Here is a 22,314-nt window from a genome sequence, read left to right on the forward strand (position 1 = left end):
TAATTAATGGAATTATTTTCCAAAAGATAGATGAATTATCCATCTATCTTTTTCTTAATTTGTTTAAAGTTACATATTAAAAGATTAAATTGCAGTTATTTACACACATTTCGTATTTTTTTTTTATAAATTTAAAAATTTCTATTAATTTTTAAGTGTTTTTACTGTATAATATATAGTGGCTGATAAAAATATAACAAAGTATGGTTTATATCTTTTCAAGTAACCGTATTCTGTGTATTCAGTACAAGCATTATGTAAAATTGTGTTTAATATCTTTTCTTGGGTTAGAAAATGATGTTTATCAATCTTATATTATAATAAAGGAGGTATATATTAGTGTGTTCTAATGAGTTAGTAAAAGAAAAATTTGATGAATTGGAAAAATTCATAAACGAGATGCCAGATAAACAAGGTGCTTTAATTGAAGTATTGCACAAAGCTCAAAATATTTTTGGTTATCTTCCAGAAGAAGTACAAAGATTTGTATCAAAGCAATTAAATATCCCAGTATCAAAAATTTTCGGGGTAATTACATTCTATTCTTATTTTACAACTGAGCCTAAGGGTGAACATGTAATAAGCATTTGTATGGGTACAGCTTGTTTCGTAAAAGGTGCTGGAGAAATCGTAAAAGAATTCGAAAAGCAATTAGGAATAAAAGCTGGCGAAACTACACCAGATGGCAAATTTACAATTGACGTACTTAGATGCATAGGTGCTTGTGGCCTTGCTCCTGTTCTTACAGTGAACGAAAGAGTAATTGGTCATGTAACTACAGCAGCTCAAGTAAAAAATATTCTTAAAGAATACTAAGATTAGGAGGTAAGAAAATTGAGTATAATCAAAACTTTTGACGAACTTAAAGAACTTTATGCTAAAAATAAAGAATTGTTAAGCCTAAGAGAATGTTCTCATGAAGAAGAACTATCTTATGAAAATAAAAGATGTAGAAGAGAAATTTTAGTTTGTGGTGGTACTGGATGTAAATCATCAAGAGCAGATGAAATAATCTCTAATTTAAATACTGAAATAGAAAAAGCTGGACTCGCTGGTGAAGTAACAGTTGAAATAACAGGATGTTTTGGTTTCTGTGAAAAAGGACCTGTTGTTAAAATAGAGCCTGATAACATATTTTATGTTCAAGTAACTCCAGAAGATGCTGAAGAAATAGTTACTGAAAACTTAGTTAATGGAAGAACTATTGAAAGACTTCTTTACGAAGAACCTACTATAAGCCAAAAAGTTAAAAGACAAGATGAAATGTCTTTCTACAAAAAACAAATGAGAATAGCTTTAAGAAACTGTGGTTTAATCAATCCTGAAAAAATTGATGAATATATAGCTGCAAAAGGATATCAAGCTTTAGGTAAAGTTGTTACAGAAATGACTTCTGATGATTTGATTAAATTAATATCTGATTCAGGACTAAGAGGTAGAGGTGGCGGTGGTTTCCCTACTGGATTAAAATGGAGTTTTGCAAAAAAATATGATGCTGATCAAAAATATATCATTTGTAATGCTGACGAAGGTGACCCTGGCGCGTTCATGGACCGTTCTATATTAGAAGGTGATCCTCACAGTGTTCTTGAAGCAATGGCAATTGCTGGTTATGCAATTGGTGCTACTAAAGGTTACATATATATAAGAGCTGAATATCCTCTAGCAATCAACAGATTAAGAATCGCAATGAAACAAGCTAGAGAATTAGGTCTATTAGGAAAAAATATATTTGGTACAGGTTTCGATTTTGATATCGAATTAAAATATGGTGCTGGTGCCTTCGTTTGTGGAGAAGAAACTGCATTAATTAGATCTATTGAAGGTAGTAGAGGTGAACCAACATACAAACCACCATTCCCAGCTGAATCTGGTTTATGGGACAAACCTACATCTGTTAATAACGTAGAAACTTTTGCAAATATTCCTGAAATCATCCTTAAAGGTGCTGAGTGGTATTCATCTATTGGAACTGCTACTTCAAAAGGAACAAAAGTTTTTGCTTTAGCTGGAAAAATCAATAACGTTGGTCTTGTAGAAGTTCCAATGGGTACTACATTAAGAGAAATTATTTATGAAATCGGTGGCGGTATCAAAAATGGTAAAGCATTTAAAGCTGTTCAAACTGGTGGTCCATCAGGTGGATGTCTTCCTGCTTCTTCATTAGATACTCCTATTGATTATGAATCATTACAAGCTATTGGATCTATGATGGGTTCAGGTGGTATGATTGTTCTTGATGAAGATAACTGTATGGTTGACATTGCTAAATTCTATCTTGAGTTTACTGTAGAAGAATCATGTGGTAAATGTACTCCATGTAGAATTGGTAACAGAAGATTATATGAAATATTAGAAAGAATCACAAAAGGTCAAGGAACTAAATCTGATATAACAGATTTAAAAGAATTAGGCCAAACTATCAAAGACACATCTCTTTGTGGTCTAGGTCAAACTGCTCCAAATCCTATATTAAGCACACTACATTTCTTTATGGATGAATATGAAGCTCATATAAATGAAAAATCTTGTCCAGCAGGAACATGTACTGATCTATTAACTTACGATATTACTGATAAATGTATTGGCTGTACAAAATGTGCTAGACAATGTCCTGTTAATTGTATCGAAGGTAAAGTGAAACAATTACATGTTATTGATCAAGTTAAATGTATTAAGTGTGGAGCATGTTATACTGCATGTCCAGTAGACGCTATAACAAAGAAATAATTCAAAAGAGAGGTGTAAAAATTGAGTTTAGTAACTTTAAATATAAATAATATAAATGTTGAAGTAGAAGAAGGAACAACTATTTTAAAAGCTGCAAGAGAATTAAATATAACTATTCCTACTTTATGTCACTTAAACTTAGCTGATGATACAACTACAAATCATCCTGGTTCTTGTAGAGTATGTGTTGTAGAAATAGAAGGAAGAAGAAATCTAGCTCCTGCTTGTTGTACTCCTGTAGCAAATGGAATGGTTGTAAAGACTAGTTCTATAAGAGCTATTAAAGCACGTAGAACAATAGTAGAATTATTACTATCTGACCATCCTCAAGATTGTTTGATTTGTGAGAAAAACATGCACTGTGAACTTCAAAAGATTGCTGGTGATTTAGGTATTAGAAAAATTAAATACCAAGGTAAGAAAAGAAGCAATCCTAAAGATAACACAAGTTACTCTATAATTAGAGACTTTGATAAATGTATCCTTTGTAGAAGATGTGAAACAATGTGTAACGATGTTCAAACAGTTGGCGTTCTATCTGCTATAAACAGAGGATTTGAAACAACAATAAGCCCTGCTTTCCAAGCTCCAATGATGGAAACTAAATGTACATTCTGTGGTCAATGTGTTGCCGTTTGTCCAACAGGTGCTTTAACAGAAGTAAACTATATATCTGATGTTTGGGATGTATTAAATGATCCAACTAAAACAGTGGTAGTTCAAACTGCGCCTGCTATAAGAGCTGCTTTAGGAGAAGAATTCGGACTTGAAGCTGGAACTTTAGTAACTGGTAAAATGACAGCCGCTTTACGTGCTTTAGGATTCAATCAAGTATTTGATACTGACTTTGCAGCAGATTTAACTATAATGGAAGAAGCTTCTGAGTTTGTTCATAGATTAGAGCATGGTGGCAGACTTCCAATGCTTACAAGTTGTTGTCCAGGTTGGGTTAAGTTCTTTGAACATGACTTCCCAGATTTATTAGATATTCCTTCTTCTTGTAAATCTCCTCAACAAATGTTTGGTGCTATAGCAAAATCTTACTATGCACAAAAAATGAATATTCCTGTTAAAGACATAGTAGTTGTTTCTGTAATGCCTTGTCTTGCTAAGAAATATGAAGCTGCAAGAGAAGAATTAACAGTTGATGGTTTCAGAGATGTTGATATAGTAGTTTCTACTAGAGAACTTGCTATAATGATTAAAGAAGCTGGTATTGACTTTAATTCTCTTGAAGATGAAGATTTCGATGCACCACTAGGAGAATCTACTGGAGCTGGAACTATCTTTGGTGTTACTGGTGGGGTTATGGAAGCTGCTTTAAGAACTGCTGCTGAATGGTTAACTAAAACACCATTAGATAACATAGATTTCGGTGTTGTAAGAGGTCTTGAAGGAATAAAAGAAGCATCTGTTATGGTAGGTGACTTAGAAGTTAAAGTAGCTATCGCAAGTGGATTAGGAAACGCACGTAAGTTGCTTGAAAAAATCCAATCTGGTGAAGCTGATTACCACTTGATTGAAATCATGGCTTGCCCTGGTGGTTGTATCGATGGTGGTGGTCAACCATATATTCATGGTGACTCTTCAATTCTTGAAAAAAGAATGAAAGCTATTTACAGTGAAGATTCAAGTAAAACTATAAGAAAATCTCATGAAAATCCATATATCAAACAATTATATGATGAATATTTAGGTGAGCCTTATGGAGAAAAAGCACACAAATTACTTCATACTCACTATATAAAACGTTCATAATTAAAGCAAAAGAACGCAGTCCTCTGGGCTGTGTTCTTTTAAATTTTATTATTCCAGTCAACATCCACAGTGCCCTCTACTTCTTTAGTTATTTTAGCTTCTGCTGCTAACCTGCAAGCATCACGATAACACTCCCAATGTTCTTCTTTAAACTTCATGATTTCATCTAATTTTAAATATAAAACATAACATGGAAAAGTATTAAACCTACAAAAATTTTGCATTTCCATTATTCTTTCTTTACTAAAAATATAATTTAATGTTTCTATCTTATTAACAGGATAAATAATTTGAATTTTATTTTTTTCATAAGGAAGTAAAAAAGCTCTGTAATTATGTATTTTCATTTTCACATTTCCTTCTTTATTGCTAATTGTAGAATGAAAAGTACAATATTCCCTAACATCTTCTGGAACGCTTAACTTTAAAATAGTATAAATTTTTTTAATCTTCAGATTTAAATTTCCCGAAATTTTTCTTTTAGCTAAAACTGCTTCAATTGCTTCTGTTTCTTCCATAGATCTCACATTCATATCTTTTCCTTCTTTCTTTACTATCCTTTAAAGCATAGTAAAATTTCATACATTTTGTAAAAATTTACTTATTAATTAGTTTTATTTTTTTCTCATAATACTTATATTATTGTCATTATTATGTAATTTATTCATTTTTTATGGGTTTTGAGTTTATAAAAAAAGAAAAGGCTTGTAACATAAAAGTTACAAACCTTTTCTTTATAATTTTTTAATTATTATTTACTTATTTCACTAAGTTGAACTGCTATTTTAGAAGCTAATTCAGCATTATTATAAACTAATTTAATGTTGGAATCTAAACTATCCCCACCAGTGATTTCTTTAACTTTTGCAAGTAAAAATGGAGTAGTCTCTTTACCTTTTATTCCTTTTTCAAAACTCTCATTTAACGCTTCATTAACTGCATTATTTATAGTATCAAAATCCATTTCAAACTCTTCTGGAATAGGATTTGTTATTACCATTCCACCATTTAATCCCAGATCCCATTTTGTTTTAAGTGCTAAAGCTAACTCATCTATAGAATCAACTTTATAATCTACTTGAAATCCGCTTCTTCTAGTGTAAAAAGCTGGTAACTCCTTTGTCTTATATCCTACTACTGGAACTCCTTGTGTTTCTAAATACTCAAGAGTAAGTCCTAAATCTAAAATAGATTTTGCTCCTGCACATATTACTGCAACATTTGTTTTTGCTAATTCTTCTAAATCTGCGGATATATCAAAAGTTTCCTGGGCTTTTCTGTGAACTCCACCAATCCCACCTGTAGCAAATATTTTTATTCCAGCTAAAGCAGCAATTATCATAGTAGATGCAACTGTTGTAGCCCCTTCTACCCCTTTAGCAACAACAAAAGGAATATCTCTTCTGCTTGTTTTAACTACCTCTAAACCTTTTTTACCTAGGTGTCTTATTTCTTCCTCTGTTAATCCAACTTTTAATTTCCCATTAAGTATAGCTATAGTAGCTGGTACTGCTCCATTATCCCTAACAATCTTTTCAACTTCTAAAGCTGTCTCTGCATTCTGCGGATAAGGCATACCATGAGAAATAATTGTTGATTCTAAAGCAACCACTGCTTTATTATTTTTTAGGGCATCTAAAACCTCTTCTTTTATATCTAAGTATTGTTCTAACATAATCCTGTTTCCTCCATTTTTTTAATCACATTATTTTTTGACATATTAGGGTTTATGGTATTGTGATTGTCCATAGCCAGCATTGCTGCTGCCATAGAAAATCTAGCTGAATATTCTATTTCTTCATCATTCATATAACAATAGGCTAGCCCCGCCACAAAAGCATCTCCAGCTCCTGTAACATTTGTTGGTCTTATCCTAGGGGACTTAATTCTTTCCTCTTTTTCTCCATCGTTATAATAAATACCATTTTCACCAAGGGTTATAAAAACTCTTTTTACCCCTTTTTTTAAGAAATAATCTGACGCTTTTCTCATATCCCTTATGTTATTTATTTCTATGCCTGATAAAACTTCTGCTTCAAGTTTATTAGGTTTAATTGTATGAAAACATCCTACAAATTCTTTAATTTTTGTAGCTTTCGTTGTTGACACTGTATCTAAAAAATAATCAACATCATCAATATTGGTAACAGTATGTCTTATAACATCCTCTGGTATGTTTGTATCAATAACGCATAGCCTTGAATTTGAAATTATTTTTCTTTTTTCTGTAATATAATCTACATTGATTCTATCAAAAATATCCATATTAGAAATGGCTGCTATCATGTTTCCATTTTCATCTAAAATGCACATATAGTTAGAAGTGCTTTCCTCATCCATTACCAAAGTGTAGCTCAAATCTAAACCATATTGTTTTGCATCATTTAAGATTTTTTTACCATAAAGATCATCCCCTACCGCAGTAAGAAGTTTTGTCTCAGTTCCTAATTTTGATAAATTTTCACCTATATTTCTTCCTACACCACCTAAAGAAATATTAACACTACCAGGATTAGAATCATTATAAATAAATTTATTCTTTGAAAAACCTTGTATATCTATATTCGCTCCTCCTATGATAGTCACATAATCATGCTTATGCACAACATAACCCTTTCCTAAAACATATCCTTTTTTCATCAAGTTTGCTATATGCACTGCTGCTGAAGAACGAGTAATACCTAGTTTAATAGCTAACTCCTTTTGTGAAATTAAGGGATTGTTCTCTATAAGGTCTAAAATTTCTCTTTCTCTCTTAGTCATTTATTCACCTCTTTACTTTTGCTTATACACTAAACATTAGCTTATAAGTATAATACCAAACAATCAACAAAATTTCAATATAAAACATAAAAAACTTTTTATTAAAAATTTATATGCATATACAAGAAAAATTCCAGTAAATTTTTACTAGAATTAATTTATCAATATTGAAATATTAATCATCTAAATTTAACCCATAACATTCAGATACAGGCGTTACAAACATAAATCCTACTCCTGGATTATTATCATAATCTAATTCTTTATTTATCTTAACTATTACTTCTCTAAGTTTATCTTCTGTCCTAATCATACTTATTATAGTTTTATTATAAGGTTTATTCCCCTCAATAATTCTTCTCATTCCTGCAAAGATAGGAATATCAACTTTATTATTTATAAGTATTTTTCCCAATCCAACGCTATCTAAAGTAGTTGCCCCACATCCATTATCATAAAAAATAGCTAAAACATCATCTAATTTACTTAAATCATTTAATATCAAATAAATCGCATTCATAAAATATCCCCTTTATATATTAGCTTCTTTTGCTTTTATTATAGCAGTTTTAGTGCACATAGGTCCAATCAGTTCTGTAATAATTGTAGTTCCTAATAATATAGTTATTACTAAACTTCCTAACTGAGTTCCCTGAAATTCTCGACTAACAATGATAGCAAGTCCAACTGCTACCCCAACTTGAGAAAAAAGTCCAAACCCAATATATTTTTTAACAGTAGCTGGTGCTTTAGAGATTGTTGCTCCAATACTCGCTCCAAATAACTTACCTGCCATTCTAAACATCAAATAAGCTAGTCCCACAAATCCAATATGAGGTAGTAATGATATATCCAATCTAGATCCTGCCAAAATAAAAAATGCTGCAATTATTGGCGAAGAAAAACTCTCTAGAGTTGAAAAAACCTTTCTACTGCTAGATGAAACATTTGCCACTATAACACCAATTGTCATAGATGATAATAGAGGTGATAAATCAAATTTTAAAGAAATCCCAATATTCAATATAATAATTCCAGTTATATATGGAAGTAATTCATTACCTTTTGTTGATTTATTAATAAGAAAAACTAATATCACTCCCATTACAAACCCCAAAGACAAAGATAAAATGATTTCGGCTAAAGGATGAAATAAAATTTTATACATGGTAACTTCTTCGTGTTTAACAAAAACTTTTGCAATTGAAGAAGCTATTGCATATATCATTAAACATATGGCATCATCTACTGCAACCACACCTAAAAGAGTACTGGTTAATGGACCCTTGGCATTATATTCCTTTAGAACCATTAAAGTTGCAGCTGGTGCAGTCGCAGAAGCAACAGCTCCTAAAATTAATGCTGTAGGTACATCTTTGGTTATAAAAAACATAGCCGCTGTAACCAATACAAATGCTCCCAATGCTTCACAGGTTGCTATAATAAAGATTGTTTTGCCTAGTTTTTTAATAACAGATACCTCTAATTCACTTCCTATGCTAAAAGCAATTATACCTAATGCAAAATCACTGATAAAAGAAAGATTCTCAAGTACTTGGGAATCAACTATCTTTAAACCTGATATTCCTATTATCAATCCTGCAATTATATACCCAGCAACAGCTGGAATTTTAAATCGATTAGTCACTTGTCCTACAATTATTCCTACTATTACTGCAATACCTAAACTAATAAACGAATTCATACCCTATACTCCTTTACTTTTTTTATATCAAAAGGCTAAAACCGCAAAAAAGTAAGTTGGACTAAAACTATGCCCACCTTATATATTATTGCTTTACAAATAAAACACCTTTTTATTGTATAACCCATATATTATCTTAGTCCTATATTATACATTAGTAAAACTTCTTTTAGGATAATATAAAAGGAAATATAATGTTATATTAGTAAACCTTATTAACAATAGACATTATTTATAGTTTTACTCTTGATTGAAACGGTTTCTCTATGTATAATCATTTATTCTGATAAATTCTATAAAAAAATAAACCACAAAATTCACTTTGAGATTCAATTATCTTTTAGTTGAATTTTGTGATTCGGTTTTTCTAACCTTCAATCTTTCTCTAAGCCATACTTCTTACACTTCAAAGAAATAGTTCTATGAGTCAATCCTAATGCTTTGCCCGCTTTATTGAAACTTCCATACTTTTTCATAGCAATTTCAATTATTTCCTTTTCATATTCCTCGAAAGGCATAACTTCATCATTTATTATATTAATGAGCTTTGCTTTAGTATTTTTTAAATTTGATATATACATAGGCATATCTTCAATAGTAATTTCATTTCCATCACACATATTTATAGCTCTTTCAATAATATTTTCAAGTTCCCTTATATTTCCAGGCCAGTGATATTTTTGTAGCAACTGTAAAACTTCATTATCAATTTCTTTTATATCTTTGCCCATATTAGAAGAAATTTTATTTATAAAGTATTCCACTAATATATTAATATCTTCTTTCCTTTTTCTCAAAGGAGGTAGAAAAATAGAAATAACATTTAATCTATAATACAGATCTTCTCTAAATTCTTCTTTTTCCATCATTTCTTCTAAATTTTTATTTGTTGCCGATATTATCCTTACATCAATCTTTTCTGTAGTTATCCCACCTACAGGCTCAAATTCTTTTTCTTGCAATACCCTTAATAATTTAACCTGCATAGATTTAGGTAAATCACCTATTTCATCTAAAAATATTGTTCCTTCATTAGCTATTGCAAATTTACCTGGCTTATTCTTAATTGCGCCAGTAAAAGCTCCTTTAACATATCCAAAAAGCTCACTTTCAATTAAATTCTCAGGAATTGCTGCACAATTTATTCTAACAAATGGTTTGTCTGCCCTATCTGAATTGTTATGGATTACTTTAGCAATAAGTTCCTTTCCTGTACCACTTTCCCCTCTTATAAGTACTGTAGAGGTGTACTTTGATGCTTTATCAGCTATTACCAAACAATCCTTTAAGCTGCTACTATTCCCTATAATATTTGAGAAAGAGCTATTTAAAATATTATGCCTTTTAAGTTCTTGTTTATAATAATTTAGTTCCTCTTCAAATTCATCTAGTTTTTTAACTAATTCTTTTATTTCTCTCTCAGACCTGCCTATAGATAATACCCCTTTAAATTTATCATCAATAAATAACGGATACACACTAGTAATAAGATTCAATTTACCTTTTGCTCTCACCACATTTTCTAAAGTTTGTTTGGAATTGAACACTTTCATTCTCAAACCATCTGGCGAAACATTGATAAGGTCCTTTCCTAATACATTGCTATCATCTATTTTAAAGTGTTTTTTATAAGCAGGATTAACATAAGTTATTTCTCTTGTTTCATTAACAAAACAAATCATTTCATTTGTTGTCTCCAATATTTTATTTAATTTTTCATTTAATTCTTTTATACCAACTAATTCAGAAATATCTTGGAAAATACCCACTGCACCTATGGATTTGTTATTTGAAATAATTGGTGATCTATTGGCAATAACAATACGATTATTTATGTGTTGTATATTTCCGAATTTCTTGGTTTTAGTTACTAATATATTTGGCAAATCGGAGGTTGGTATGATTTGTTTTACAAATTTACCTATAACTTCCTCTCTTTTTTTCTCTATTAAATTTAAGCCATATTCATTCATCAATGTAATATTACCATCTGCATCAATAACAAGGATCCCTACTGGAATACTTTGAATAATTTGCTCATTTGCTATTGCACTTTCTTCTAAAATAGCATCCAAACTAGCAAAACTTTCATCATTTTTATTAAAATTACTGCTTATAAGTTCAATTAATTCTTTCACAGCGTTTTTTGCTTCTTTGGTGTCTTCTTTACAGGAAATTTCTATTTCCTCTCCTTCATGAATTCTCAAAGATATTAAGGCTAATATACTAATAGCAATTGGTTCTGACTTTGAATTTTTTATAAAAAGTTCTATCCCCTGTTTTAATTTTATTTGATCTGCTTTATGAACAATCATAGCAGCAATTCTTGTATGTATTCCATTATCAATAAGAATTTTCAGTTTTTCTATATACATATGTTTTCCTTTCGTTGATATATTTTATCATAACCTAAAAAGTTGATTGATATTTTTTATCAAGTTTACTTTCCCTTTAAAATAGCAGTCTTTTAGCAATTTATTCTCTTTTTTAATACTATTACTAAATTTCAACTTATTAACTTGCTAATTTTTATCAAACATTTTGCGCATTATTAATTCTAAATTTTACTTAAATAGCTTTATTTCAATTATATCAGTGTTTAAATAATTATTCTATATACTTGGCACATAAATTGCTTATATAATTTAATGAAGAAAACAAAATATATCTTCTTTTCGATAAAATCCTTGATTATTTTATCTGAAAAGTTAACTTTTATTCAAATAAAAAAGATATTGCGAATATATTTCCAATATCTTCACAAACTTTTAATAAGTATATTTTTTATAATAATGAGGAGGAAATAAAATGAAAAAGGGAATTGCTGCTTCAAAAGGATATGCAATAGGTACTATAGTTATAAAGGAAGATACAGAAATTATAATTGACACCACTAAAATCACTGATGTTGAAGGTGAAATATCAAATTTAAATGTTGCTTTAGAAGCATCAAAAGATCAATTAGCTAAAATTAGAGATAAAGCTGAAAAAGAACTTGGTGCAGATAAAGCAGCTGTTTTCAGCAGTCATATAATGCTTTTAGATGATCCTGAATTATCTTCTGCTATCATTGACAAAATTCAAAATGATAAAGATAATGCTGTAAAAGCTACTAGTGAAATTATAAATATGTATGTAGGAATTTTCGGTTCTATGGATGATGAATACATGAGAGAAAGAGCTTCTGACATAAAAGACGTAGGTAATAGAGTACTTGCTAATCTTACAAACTCTTCAACTGGTGAAGTTGATGATTTAGCTGAAAATTCTATAGTTGTTGCTCACGATTTAACTCCTTCTGATACTGCTCAACTTGATAAATCAAAAGTAGTTGCTTTCTTAACTAATATAGGGGGAAGAACTTCTCATAGTGCTATAATGGCAAGAACATTAGAAATCCCTGCAATTGTAGGTTTAAATGATATTACAACTAGCGTTACTAATGGTGATACTGTTATTGTTGATGGTTCTGAAGGTATTGTAATAATCAACCCTAATGAAGCAACTATAGAAGAGTACAAAGCTAAACAAGCTGAATTCGAAAAAGAAAAAGAAAGATTAAAATCTTTAATCAATGTAAGAACTATAACAAAAGCTGGAAAACGTACTGAAGTATGTGGTAACATTGGTAAAGCTGAAGATGTTAATCAAGTATTAGAAAACGGTGGAGAAGGTATTGGTTTATTTAGAACTGAATTCTTATACATGGATAGAAATGAAATGCCAACAGAAGAAGAGCAATTTAACTCTTATAAATATGTTGCTGAAAAAATGGGTGAAAAACCTGTTGTTATAAGAACTCTTGATATCGGTGGAGACAAAGTACTTCCATACCTTCCTCTACCAGAAGAAATGAATCCATTCTTAGGATATAGAGCAATAAGATTATGTTTAGATAAAAAAGACATATTTAAAATTCAATTAAGAGCATTACTTAGAGCATCTGCTTATGGAAATATTAAAATAATGTTCCCAATGATAGCTTCCCTTAGTGAATTCTTAGCTGCAAAAGAAGTTTTACAAGAATGTATGGAAGAACTAAGATCTGAAGGTAAAGATTTCAACGAGAATCTTGAAGTTGGTATGATGGTTGAAATCCCATCTGCTGCAGTTTGTGCTGACGAACTTGCTAAATACGTAGATTTCTTCAGTATTGGAACAAATGACCTTATTCAATATACTTTAGCTGCTGATAGAATGAACGAAAAAGTTTCTTACTTATATGACCCAATGCACCCAGCTGTTTTAAGACTTATTAAAATGACTATTGACGGAGCTCATAGCCAAGGTAAATGGTGTGGCATGTGCGGAGAAGCTGCTGGAGATGAAACTGTAATCCCAACACTTGTACAATATGGTTTAGATGAATTCTCAATGAGTGCTTCTTCAATATTAAGAGCTAAAGAACTTATAATGAATCAAGATGTTTAATTTTTAGTTAGTCCCTGTGGTTTAAACCACATTTGTAATCTAGTCTACTCTCAAATTAAGGCAGCATCCCCACCCAGGATGCTGCCTTTTGAGTATATTAATATTCAATATTTTTATACTATCACTCATTATTTTTATTTCTAAATTCATCATATAATGATTTTATAATAACTTTAATTATTGAATAAGTAGGTATAGCAATAAAAGCACCAATCACTCCAAACAATGATACAAAAATAAAGATCATGAAAATAACTGTTAAAGGATGAATATTTAATTTATTCCCCAGTATATTAGGAGTAACAAATTTACCCTCTATCTGCTGTACTATTATGGATAAAACTATAATCCAAAGCAAGAGTTTTATGTCCGTCATCAAAGCTATAAGTAAGGCAGGAAGTATTCCTAAAAAAGGACCTAAAAATGGTATAACTGATGTTATCATAGCAAATATACCTAAAGCAAGAGCATTTTGCATTCCTAAAATAGTGTACCCAATAAACATAAGCAATCCTATAAAAAAAGCTACAAACATCTGCCCTGATATATATGTATATAAGGTCGTATCTATTTCTTTAATAAGTTTAACAAAATAGTTTCTTTTTTTACTAGGTATCATATCAATTATATTTTGCTTAAACTTTTCTCCATCTTTCAAAAGATAAAAGGCAACGATTGGAACTAAAATTATTATAGTACTAACACTGGCTACATTTGATAAAAAATTCAATGAACTTTTAGAAATATTTTTTGCTGAACTCTGTAAATACGGGATTACACTATCATTTAAATTCTTTATAGTTTCCTCATCAATATTTAGTAATTGTAAATTTTTATAAAAACTTCCCTGTAAATTATCAATTTTTAGTGTTAATTCCTCATAAGATTCAGAAAAAGTATCAGTAACACTATTTCCGCTATACCCAACAATCCATACAATTAAACCTATAAATACTACAAAGGTTATTCCAGCTGCTAAATTCCTTTTAACTCCTCTTTTCTGAAGAAAAATCATCAAAGGTCTGAATAAATAATAAATAAACCCCCCAAATAAAAATGGAATAAATAAAGTATTTAAAATAACCATCAATGGTTCAATAATAAATGTAATTTTAGACATCATAAATAAGATAACTAATATCAAAAGTACTCCCAATCCATAATTATAAAACTTATTGTTAAATTTCATTATTTTTCCCTAACCCCTCGTTCTTTTTTCTTTGTTTTTCAGCATACATTTCACTATCCGCTTTGATTATAAGTTCATCAACATTTATTTCATCCTGTGGATTAAATTCACTAAATCCATAACTAATACTAATTTTATATTTCCTATCATTACCTTCATTATACTTAATTAAATTACTTTCTATTTTTCTAGTTAAACTTTCTTTTATTATTTCCTCACTACAAGGAAGTATAATTAAAAATTCATCTCCACCTAGTCTAACTAAATAATCTTTCTCTTTTATAGACTCCTTCAAAATATTGCATACATTATTAATTAGTTTATCTCCCTCATCATGTCCTAATGTATCATTGGTTATTTTTAAATTATCAACATCTATAAAACAAATCGAAAGGTAACATCCACTATTTGTACAATTTTTCATTTCTTTTTCTAAAATACTAATTCCTTTTCTTCTATTATATACTCCAGTCATTTGATCTGTTGAAGCTAATAGCTCTAATTTCTTTTCATTAAACTTGCTTTTTGATAATTCTAACATAGCTATTACGATAACTAATCCTATTAATATTAAAGATACTAATAGAATTCTTAATTCCCTTTTATAAGTTATGTAAAAAGAAGGGGCTTTATTAATTACTATGCTATCTTCAGGTATAGTACTCTCGTTTATTCCAAATCTCTCAATTGCTTTATAATCAAACATATACTTATTAGGACTATCTAAAATAGGAGATATAGAATTAATATCTTCCCCCTCTAAAACCTTTCTTCCTATATTACCAACTATTTGCCCTTGTTCTAAGCCACTTGTCATAACTCCGCCCACAACACCAGTGCCCAAATAAAAATCCCATAAAGCATATACAGGAACATTTGCTGCTTGAGAAACTAATTTTCCTATACTATAATAGTCAAAGTTATTATTAGCTTTATCTTTATTATATGTCATTAGCAAAATACAGAAATCTTTTTTTAGTATTTTTATATAATTTAGTAATTCATATATAGTACTTTCTTCTGTAAATCTTATTTCAACTTTCCCACTGTACTCCAAACATAAATCATTTACTAATTTTGCATTTGCTTTTCCTGTCACAGTAGAATCATTTATCACAAAAATCTTTTTTAAGGTTGGATTTTGCTTTATAGCTAAATCTATAGTGTGCCTTATATCTATACTTTCTACCACCCCAGATATATTATTCATTTCATTAAAGCTATTTTCATCAAAATAATTCACACCACAAAAAATTATAGGAGTATCTTGAAAAATATCCTGTCCGTATTTTTTCACAAAAACAAAAGCATCATCATCAGTAGTTATTATTAAATCAAATTTTTTATTTTCATACTTAGTTTTTAAAAGGTCTGATTGTTTCTTAATATAATCTGGAGCAAAATTCTTCTTAGTATCCATATAATCAAAGGAAAAAGAAAACTCTTCCTTTGATAGAACACTAGTAAGTCCTTGTTCGATATCGTCTGTCCATTGCATTCCATGATGATAAGAATTTAAAACCAAAATATTTTTCTTATCCTGAAAAGATTCATTTATTATCAAGCTATCCCAAGGCAATGCTGATTTTTCAATATTAAATCTTTTCATTTGCTCATAGTCAAACTGAAAAAAATTACCTTCCGATTGTATAACTTTTATATTTTCAGCACTTTCCCCTTGTATAATCCTATAAGCAATTCCAGCAGCTGTGTACCCTTGATAATAGCCACTTGTTACTTTTCCACCTAAGACTCCATTCCCCAAATTAAAATCCCATACAGTATAGATAGGCACTTGAGTTTTTTCTGATATAATATTTATAGCTTCATCATAAGTATATTTCACACCTTTTGTATCCTCAAAATAAAATAAATATAAGACTATACTGTCCTTTGATAGGTTTTTTATTTGATTTTCTATTTCCTTTAAATCTTTGTTTGAAAGATCATAAAACTTCATTTTTGAAGCAAATTTTTCTTTTGCTTCATCTAAATTATGTTTAACCGACTGCCCTGTCAAAGAGTTATCACTAACTACATACACATTTTTTACATCTTTGTCTATTTCTAAAGCTGTTTCTAAGGTATCCACTATATCGTAGCTTTCCACCACTCCTGTTATATCTTTGTAATTTTCAATTTGGGAGTAATCAAAATAATTTACACCGCAAAAAACCACAGGTGTGCTATGGAAAACTTCATCCTTTGCCTCCAAAATGAACTGATAAGCCGCTTCATCACAAGCTATTACAATATCATATTTTTCTTTACTAAACTTATTCTTATACAACTCATAAAGATTATTTAAATAAATCTTGTCATTTACTCTCTTTGTATCCATAAATTCTAAAGAAATTTCAAATTCTTCATTAAATTCATCAAACTTAGACTCAATCCCTGTTACTATATCATCAGACCACTTGTATCCTTCATTATAAGAGTTTATAACTAAAATTTTTCTTTTACTATCTAACTTACTTATCCCTTTCACTGAATTAAATCCGTTAAATAAAAGTATTGATATTATAAAAAAAGTAATAGTTTTTATTTTTCTTATGTTCCTCCTCATATATTATTACCTCTCTTTATTCATTCTATCATTACTTATATTATATCATAACAAATTTACCAATCTGATAAATTATTACAATTTACATAAAATAAATGCTATACTTATAAAAATAAATGCTACGCTTATATAAAATATAAGCATAGCATTTATTTAATTCTTAAATACTCTCCACACTAGTATCCAACTTAACATTTTCATAAATGGAATCCTCTACCATGGTTTCTTTTAAATTATTATTATCTTCTAAATTCTTATTAGCTACTGCAAGCATTAACTTAATTCTATTTAATTGATTAACTTCACTTGCTCCTGGGTCATAGTCTACAGCAACAATATTAGCTCCTTCATATTTTCTTCTAAGTTCCTTTATCATACCTTTCCCTGTTACGTGATTTGGAAGACATGCAAATGGTTGAATACATACTATATTTTTTACATCACTATGAATAAGCTCTACCATTTCACCAGTTAAGAACCATCCCTCACCAGTTTGATTACACAAAGATAAAATAGGTTCTGCGCCTTCTGCTATTTCTTTTATTGTAGACAATTCCCCAAACCTTTTACTTTTTTTCAGTTGTTTTTTCATATGGCCTCTAAAATTTTCAATATACCATATGGCTATATCACCCATGACCTTTGCCTTTAAAGACCCTGATAAATATTTATATTTAAAGGTTTCGTCATAAGCAGAATACAAGAAAAAGTCAATCAGATCTGGTACAACCGCTTCTGCACCTTCATTTTCTAATACAGATATAATATCATTATTAGCAATTGGATGGTACTTAACTAAAATTTCTCCTACGATTCCCACTCTCGGCTTTTTTATATTAATTAGCGGAAGTTGGTCAAATTCATTAATAATATGAGTTATATAGTTCTTAGCAGTTTTAACATCACATTCTGCTATAACTTTTTTAGCTTTATTTACCCATTTTTCATAAAGTTCATTAGCCGAACCTTTAACTTCTTCATAAGGTCTTACTCTGTAAAGAACTCTCATAAATAAGTCCCCAAACAGTAATCCCATCAAGGCTTTTCTAATCAATGGAAGAGTTACTGTAAATCCTGGATTGTTCTCTAATCCTACATAATTTAAAGAAATTACAGGTATATGTTCCATGCCTGATTCTTTAAGTGCTTTTCTTAAGAACCCAATATAATTACTGGCCCTACATCCTCCACCAGTTTGAGTCATTATTAATGAAATATTATTCAAATCATATTTACCTGATTTAAGAGCACTAATCATCTGCCCAACAACTATAATTGAAGGATAACAAGCGTCATTATTTACATATTTAAGTCCCTCTTCTACTGCCTCTGTATCCACTGATGGTAAAACTTCTAAATTATATCCCTCAGTATTAAAAGCACTTTCTAAAAATTGAAAATGTATAGGTGACATTTGAGGTGCTAATATTGTATGCTTACCTTTCATTTCCTTAGTAAAAGGAACTCTTTCCACTATTTTATATTCGTTTTTAGGTAAAAACCCATACTTTTCTCTTTCTTCCATAGCAGCCTTTAAAGAGCGTATTCTTATTCTTGCCGCACCTAAATTATTTACTTCATCTATTTTTAACACTGTATAGATTTTGTTATATCCCTTAAGAATTTCTCCAACTTGATCTGTAGTTACCGCGTCTAGCCCACATCCAAAAGAATTTAATTGAACTAATTCTAAATTGTTTTGAGTTGCCACATAATGAGCTGCACCATATAATCTTGTATGATAAACCCATTGATCTACAACTCTCAAAGGTCTTTCTATCTTACCCAAATGAGCAACGGAATCTTCCGTTAATACAGCCATTCCAAACTCAGTAATTAAATTTGTAAGTCCATGGTTTATTTCATGATCCACATGATAAGGCCTACCAGCTACTACTATACCTTTTCTACCTGTTTCTTCTAGATATTTTAGTACTTCTTCCCCCTTATCTCTTATATCTTTTCTAAAATCTTCCCTTTCTTTCCATGCTTTATCTACTGCATTAAGTATTTCTTTTTTTGAAAAGCCATACTCATGGAATTCTTGGAATAATCTTTTCCCTAACTTATCTTGTAAATCCATGGGAAGAAAAGGATTCAAAAACTTAATTTTTTCTTCTTTTAAAATATCCATATTGTTTTTAATAACCTCTGGATAAGATGTTACTATTGGACAACTATACTTATTATCTGCATTTTCATCTTCCTTTTTATCGTAAGGTATGCAAGGATAAAATATCATGTCCACATTTTTTTGAATTAAATTCATTATATGTCCATGTACAATTTTTGCTGGGTAACATACTGATTCTGACGGAATAGTTTCCATTCCCATTTCATAAATTTCTTTTGATGATCTATCTGACAAAACCACTTTATATCCTAGTTCTGTAAAAAAAGTATGCCAAAATGGGTAGTTTTCATACATATTTAATACTCTTGGTATCCCAACACTACCTTTTGTTGATTTTTCAACAGACCTAAAATCAAATGCTTTATTAAATTTATATTCAAATAAATTAGGTACATCTTTATTCTCATTAGCTTTTCCAGAACCAATTTCACATCTATTCCCCGAAATAAATCTTCCTCCATCTGGAAATTTATTGATCGTTAATAAGCAATTATTCCCACAAGCTCCACATCTTCTATGATCTATATTCACCGTGAAATCATTTAATCTTTCTATAGTTAAAATATTAGATATAGATTTTTTCGAAGATTTTTCTTTACTAATAAGCGCTGCTCCAAAAGCACCCATAATTCCTGATATATCCGGTCTAATAACTTCTTTACCAGAAATCAATTCAAAGCTTCTTAAAACTGCATCATTATATAAAGTTCCTCCTTGTACAATAATTTTTTCCCCAATTTCATCTGGATTTCTCATTTTTATAACTTTATAAAAAGCATTTTTTATAACAGCATAGGAAAGTCCTGAAGAAATTTCTCCCACAGTAGCGCCTTCCTTTTGAGCCTGTTTAACTCTAGAATTCATAAACACTGTACATCTTGAACCTAAATCTACAGGTTCTTTAGAATGAACTGCTGCTTCTGCAAAATCTTCTACAGACATATCAAGAGATTTAGCAAAAGTTTCAATAAAAGATCCACAGCCTGAAGAACAAGCTTCATTTAATAGAATATCTTCTATTATTCCGTCCTTCACTCTCATAAACTTCATATCTTGTCCACCTATATCAAGAATAGATTCCACCCCGGGCAAGAAGAAATTTGCAGCTTTATAGTGAGCCACTGTTTCTATTTCACCTATATCAATATTTAAAGCAGCCTTTATTAAAGATTCTCCATATCCTGTAACTGTAGTTTTTGCGATAATAGCCTCTTTTGGAATCAAACTATATAAGTTTTTTAAGATTACTATGGTTTGATTTAATGGATTGCCTTTGTTCCCTCCATAATAAGAATATAATAATTCACCATCTTCACCTATAAGTGCTGCTTTTGTAGTAGTAGAACCTGCATCTATACCCAGATAACAATTACCTTTGTATTTATTTAAATCGCCTCTATGGACTTTATTTTTTAAATGTCTAATTTTAAATTCATTGTATTCTTCTTCATTTTCAAATAGCGCTCTTAATCTTTGCACTTCATGATTTCTTGTTTGCTTTATATTTGGAATTTTAGAAAAAAGTTTATTAAAAGATATAACTTTTTCTTCAAAAGCTGATAAAGCCGCTCCCATAGCTACAAACAACTGAGCATCCTTCGGAAAAATAATTTCTTCGGAAGTTAACTTTAAAGTATCAATAAACCTTACCCTAAGTTCAGATAAAAATGATAAAGGTCCTCCCAAAAATGCTACATTTCCTTTAATGGGTTTTCCACACGCAAGTCCACTAATCGTTTGATTAACAACCGCTTGAAAAACAGATGCCGCAATATCCTCTTTAGAAACTCCTTCATTAAGTAATGGTTGAATATCTGTTTTAGCAAATACACCACACCTAGAAGCGATAGGATAAATAATTTTGTGATTTTTAGCAAGCTCATTTAATCCTGTAGCATCCGTTTCTAGCAGTACCGCCATTTGATCAATAAATGCCCCTGTTCCCCCTGCACATGTACCATTCATTCTTTGTTCAATAGATTTGTCAAAATAAGTGATTTTTGCATCTTCACCACCTAGTTCAATTGCAACATCCGTCTCAGGTATATATTCTTCTACAGTTTTAGTGCATGCAATAACTTCTTGTACAAATTCTGCCTCTAACCATTTAGAAACTGAAAGTCCTCCTGAACCTGTTATAACAATAGCTACATTTTGTTTAGTAAACTTTTCACATATTTCTTCAATTAATGAAGTAATAGTATTTTTTATATCCGAATAATGTCTTTTATAAGTTGAATACTCAATACCCTTGTTCTTATTTAAAACAACAACTTTTACAGTTGTAGATCCAACGTCTAAACCCATATAAAATGTATTTATCATAATTCCTTACAGCTTAGCTGTAATTCACCTCCAGTGAAAAATAAAAGAAAAAAAACTAAAAGAGCTTAACTCTTTGGCTAAACTCATGATAAATCAACTATAGATGTTTGTCAATTATTAAATATTATACCATTTTAATGGTTAATTTTTAATAAAAATTATGATAATAGATAAATATTTTTAATATACATTAAGTCTGCACAATATTTATCTATTATTATTTTATTTCAAAATTTTAGTTATTCTTAACAAAGAATTTTTATCTTTTTTCATTTTATCATTTATAATTTTTAAAATATAATAAGATAATCCCAAAAAAGCCACACCTATTAAAAATCCAAACAATTCATGATTCTTATACCCCATATTTTCAAACATACTATTTCCACTTACAGTCCCTAGTATAAGCATAATAAGTGGTAAAATATAAGCAAAAAACATCATTTTGTTGAATGATTTATTTTCTATCTCTACATTTACCCTATCTCCAACTTTAGCATTTACTCCATTAAAAACTTCCGTATTAATAAAAGTAGCACCACACTTGGACTTACAAGATGCACAACTATCACCGCAACCAGATTTACGTTGAAAACTCACAAAAGCTTTATCACCAACAAGCTTGTTAATAACTCCAATTTCTTTCATTAAAATTCAACACCTTTCAATTCACTTTTGTCTTGATATAACATTATAATTATATCATAAAA

General features: G+C 29.8%; 14 protein-coding genes. 4 read left to right on the forward strand and 10 right to left on the reverse strand.

Annotated features, from left to right (window positions below):
* Window positions 1-339: 339 nt before the first annotated feature.
* Genes BUB83_RS08805 through BUB83_RS08815 form a run of 3 tightly spaced genes read left to right on the forward strand, consistent with a single transcriptional unit; the run spans window position 340 to window position 4,488 of the window.
* Window positions 340-816 (forward strand): NADH-quinone oxidoreductase subunit NuoE family protein, encoded by a 477-nt coding sequence (locus BUB83_RS08805; protein WP_073338090.1) that lies wholly within the window; start codon window positions 340-342, stop codon window positions 814-816.
* Window positions 817-834: 18 nt separating this feature from the next.
* The gene (gene nuoF, locus BUB83_RS08810) at window positions 835-2,730 is read left to right on the forward strand and encodes an NADH-quinone oxidoreductase subunit NuoF (RefSeq protein ID WP_073338091.1); all 1,896 of its coding nucleotides are present in this window, start codon (window positions 835-837) and stop codon (window positions 2,728-2,730) included.
* A gap of 21 nt (window positions 2,731-2,751) precedes the next feature.
* The gene (locus BUB83_RS08815) at window positions 2,752-4,488 is read left to right on the forward strand and encodes an NADH-dependent [FeFe] hydrogenase, group A6 (RefSeq protein ID WP_073338092.1); all 1,737 of its coding nucleotides are present in this window, start codon (window positions 2,752-2,754) and stop codon (window positions 4,486-4,488) included.
* Between the two features lie 38 nt (window positions 4,489-4,526).
* Here the strand turns inward: BUB83_RS08815 and BUB83_RS08820 are convergent, their stop codons facing one another.
* The 6 genes from BUB83_RS08820 to BUB83_RS08845 form a co-directional block, all read right to left on the reverse strand.
* Window positions 4,527-5,021, reverse strand: a complete 495-nt coding sequence (locus BUB83_RS08820; RefSeq protein WP_073338093.1) for a hypothetical protein — start codon at window positions 5,019-5,021, stop codon at window positions 4,527-4,529.
* A gap of 218 nt (window positions 5,022-5,239) precedes the next feature.
* Window positions 5,240-6,163 (reverse strand): pseudouridine-5'-phosphate glycosidase, encoded by a 924-nt coding sequence (locus tag BUB83_RS08825; protein ID WP_073338094.1) that lies wholly within the window; start codon window positions 6,161-6,163, stop codon window positions 5,240-5,242.
* On the reverse strand, window positions 6,157-7,251 hold the full coding sequence (locus tag BUB83_RS08830; protein ID WP_073338095.1) for a PfkB family carbohydrate kinase: 1,095 nt from the start codon (window positions 7,249-7,251) through the stop codon (window positions 6,157-6,159). The genes BUB83_RS08825 and BUB83_RS08830 overlap by 7 nt, the downstream gene beginning before the upstream one ends.
* Window positions 7,252-7,426: 175 nt before the next feature.
* Window positions 7,427-7,771, reverse strand: coding sequence for a hypothetical protein (locus BUB83_RS08835; RefSeq protein ID WP_073338096.1), 345 nt, complete (start codon window positions 7,769-7,771; stop codon window positions 7,427-7,429).
* A gap of 12 nt (window positions 7,772-7,783) precedes the next feature.
* Window positions 7,784-8,956 (reverse strand): cation:proton antiporter, encoded by a 1,173-nt coding sequence (locus BUB83_RS08840; protein WP_073338097.1) that lies wholly within the window; start codon window positions 8,954-8,956, stop codon window positions 7,784-7,786.
* Between the two features lie 374 nt (window positions 8,957-9,330).
* Complete coding sequence (locus BUB83_RS08845) at window positions 9,331-11,331, reverse strand: sigma 54-interacting transcriptional regulator (protein WP_073338098.1); 2,001 nt, start codon at window positions 11,329-11,331, stop codon at window positions 9,331-9,333.
* 433 nt (window positions 11,332-11,764) lie between these two features.
* Here BUB83_RS08845 and ptsP point away from each other — a divergent pair, with 433 nt between their 5' ends.
* Entirely contained in the window at window positions 11,765-13,387 is a 1,623-nt protein-coding gene (gene ptsP, locus BUB83_RS08850) for a phosphoenolpyruvate--protein phosphotransferase (protein WP_073338099.1), read from the forward strand.
* Window positions 13,388-13,508: 121 nt separating this feature from the next.
* On the opposite strand, the gene BUB83_RS08855 is transcribed toward ptsP, so the two are convergent.
* The 4 genes from BUB83_RS08855 to BUB83_RS08870 all read right to left on the reverse strand — a co-directional run bounded on the left by BUB83_RS08855 (window position 13,509) and on the right by BUB83_RS08870 (window position 22,252).
* The gene (locus BUB83_RS08855) at window positions 13,509-14,576 is read right to left on the reverse strand and encodes an AI-2E family transporter (protein ID WP_073338100.1); all 1,068 of its coding nucleotides are present in this window, start codon (window positions 14,574-14,576) and stop codon (window positions 13,509-13,511) included.
* Window positions 14,566-17,145: an ABC transporter substrate binding protein gene (locus BUB83_RS08860; RefSeq protein ID WP_073338101.1), complete on the reverse strand. Its 2,580-nt coding sequence runs from the start codon at window positions 17,143-17,145 to the stop codon at window positions 14,566-14,568. The genes BUB83_RS08855 and BUB83_RS08860 overlap by 11 nt, the downstream gene beginning before the upstream one ends.
* A gap of 160 nt (window positions 17,146-17,305) precedes the next feature.
* A complete protein-coding gene (locus BUB83_RS08865; protein ID WP_073338102.1) occupies window positions 17,306-21,604 on the reverse strand; it encodes a 2-hydroxyacyl-CoA dehydratase in 4,299 nt (1,432 codons plus the stop codon).
* A 222-nt stretch (window positions 21,605-21,826) separates the two neighbouring features.
* Window positions 21,827-22,252, reverse strand: coding sequence for a SoxR reducing system RseC family protein (locus BUB83_RS08870; RefSeq protein WP_073338103.1), 426 nt, complete (start codon window positions 22,250-22,252; stop codon window positions 21,827-21,829).
* Window positions 22,253-22,314 lie beyond the last annotated feature (62 nt).

Source organism: Clostridium grantii DSM 8605 (genome assembly GCF_900129965.1).
GTDB classification, from domain to species: Bacteria; Bacillota; Clostridia; order Clostridiales; family Clostridiaceae; genus Clostridium_AF; species Clostridium_AF grantii.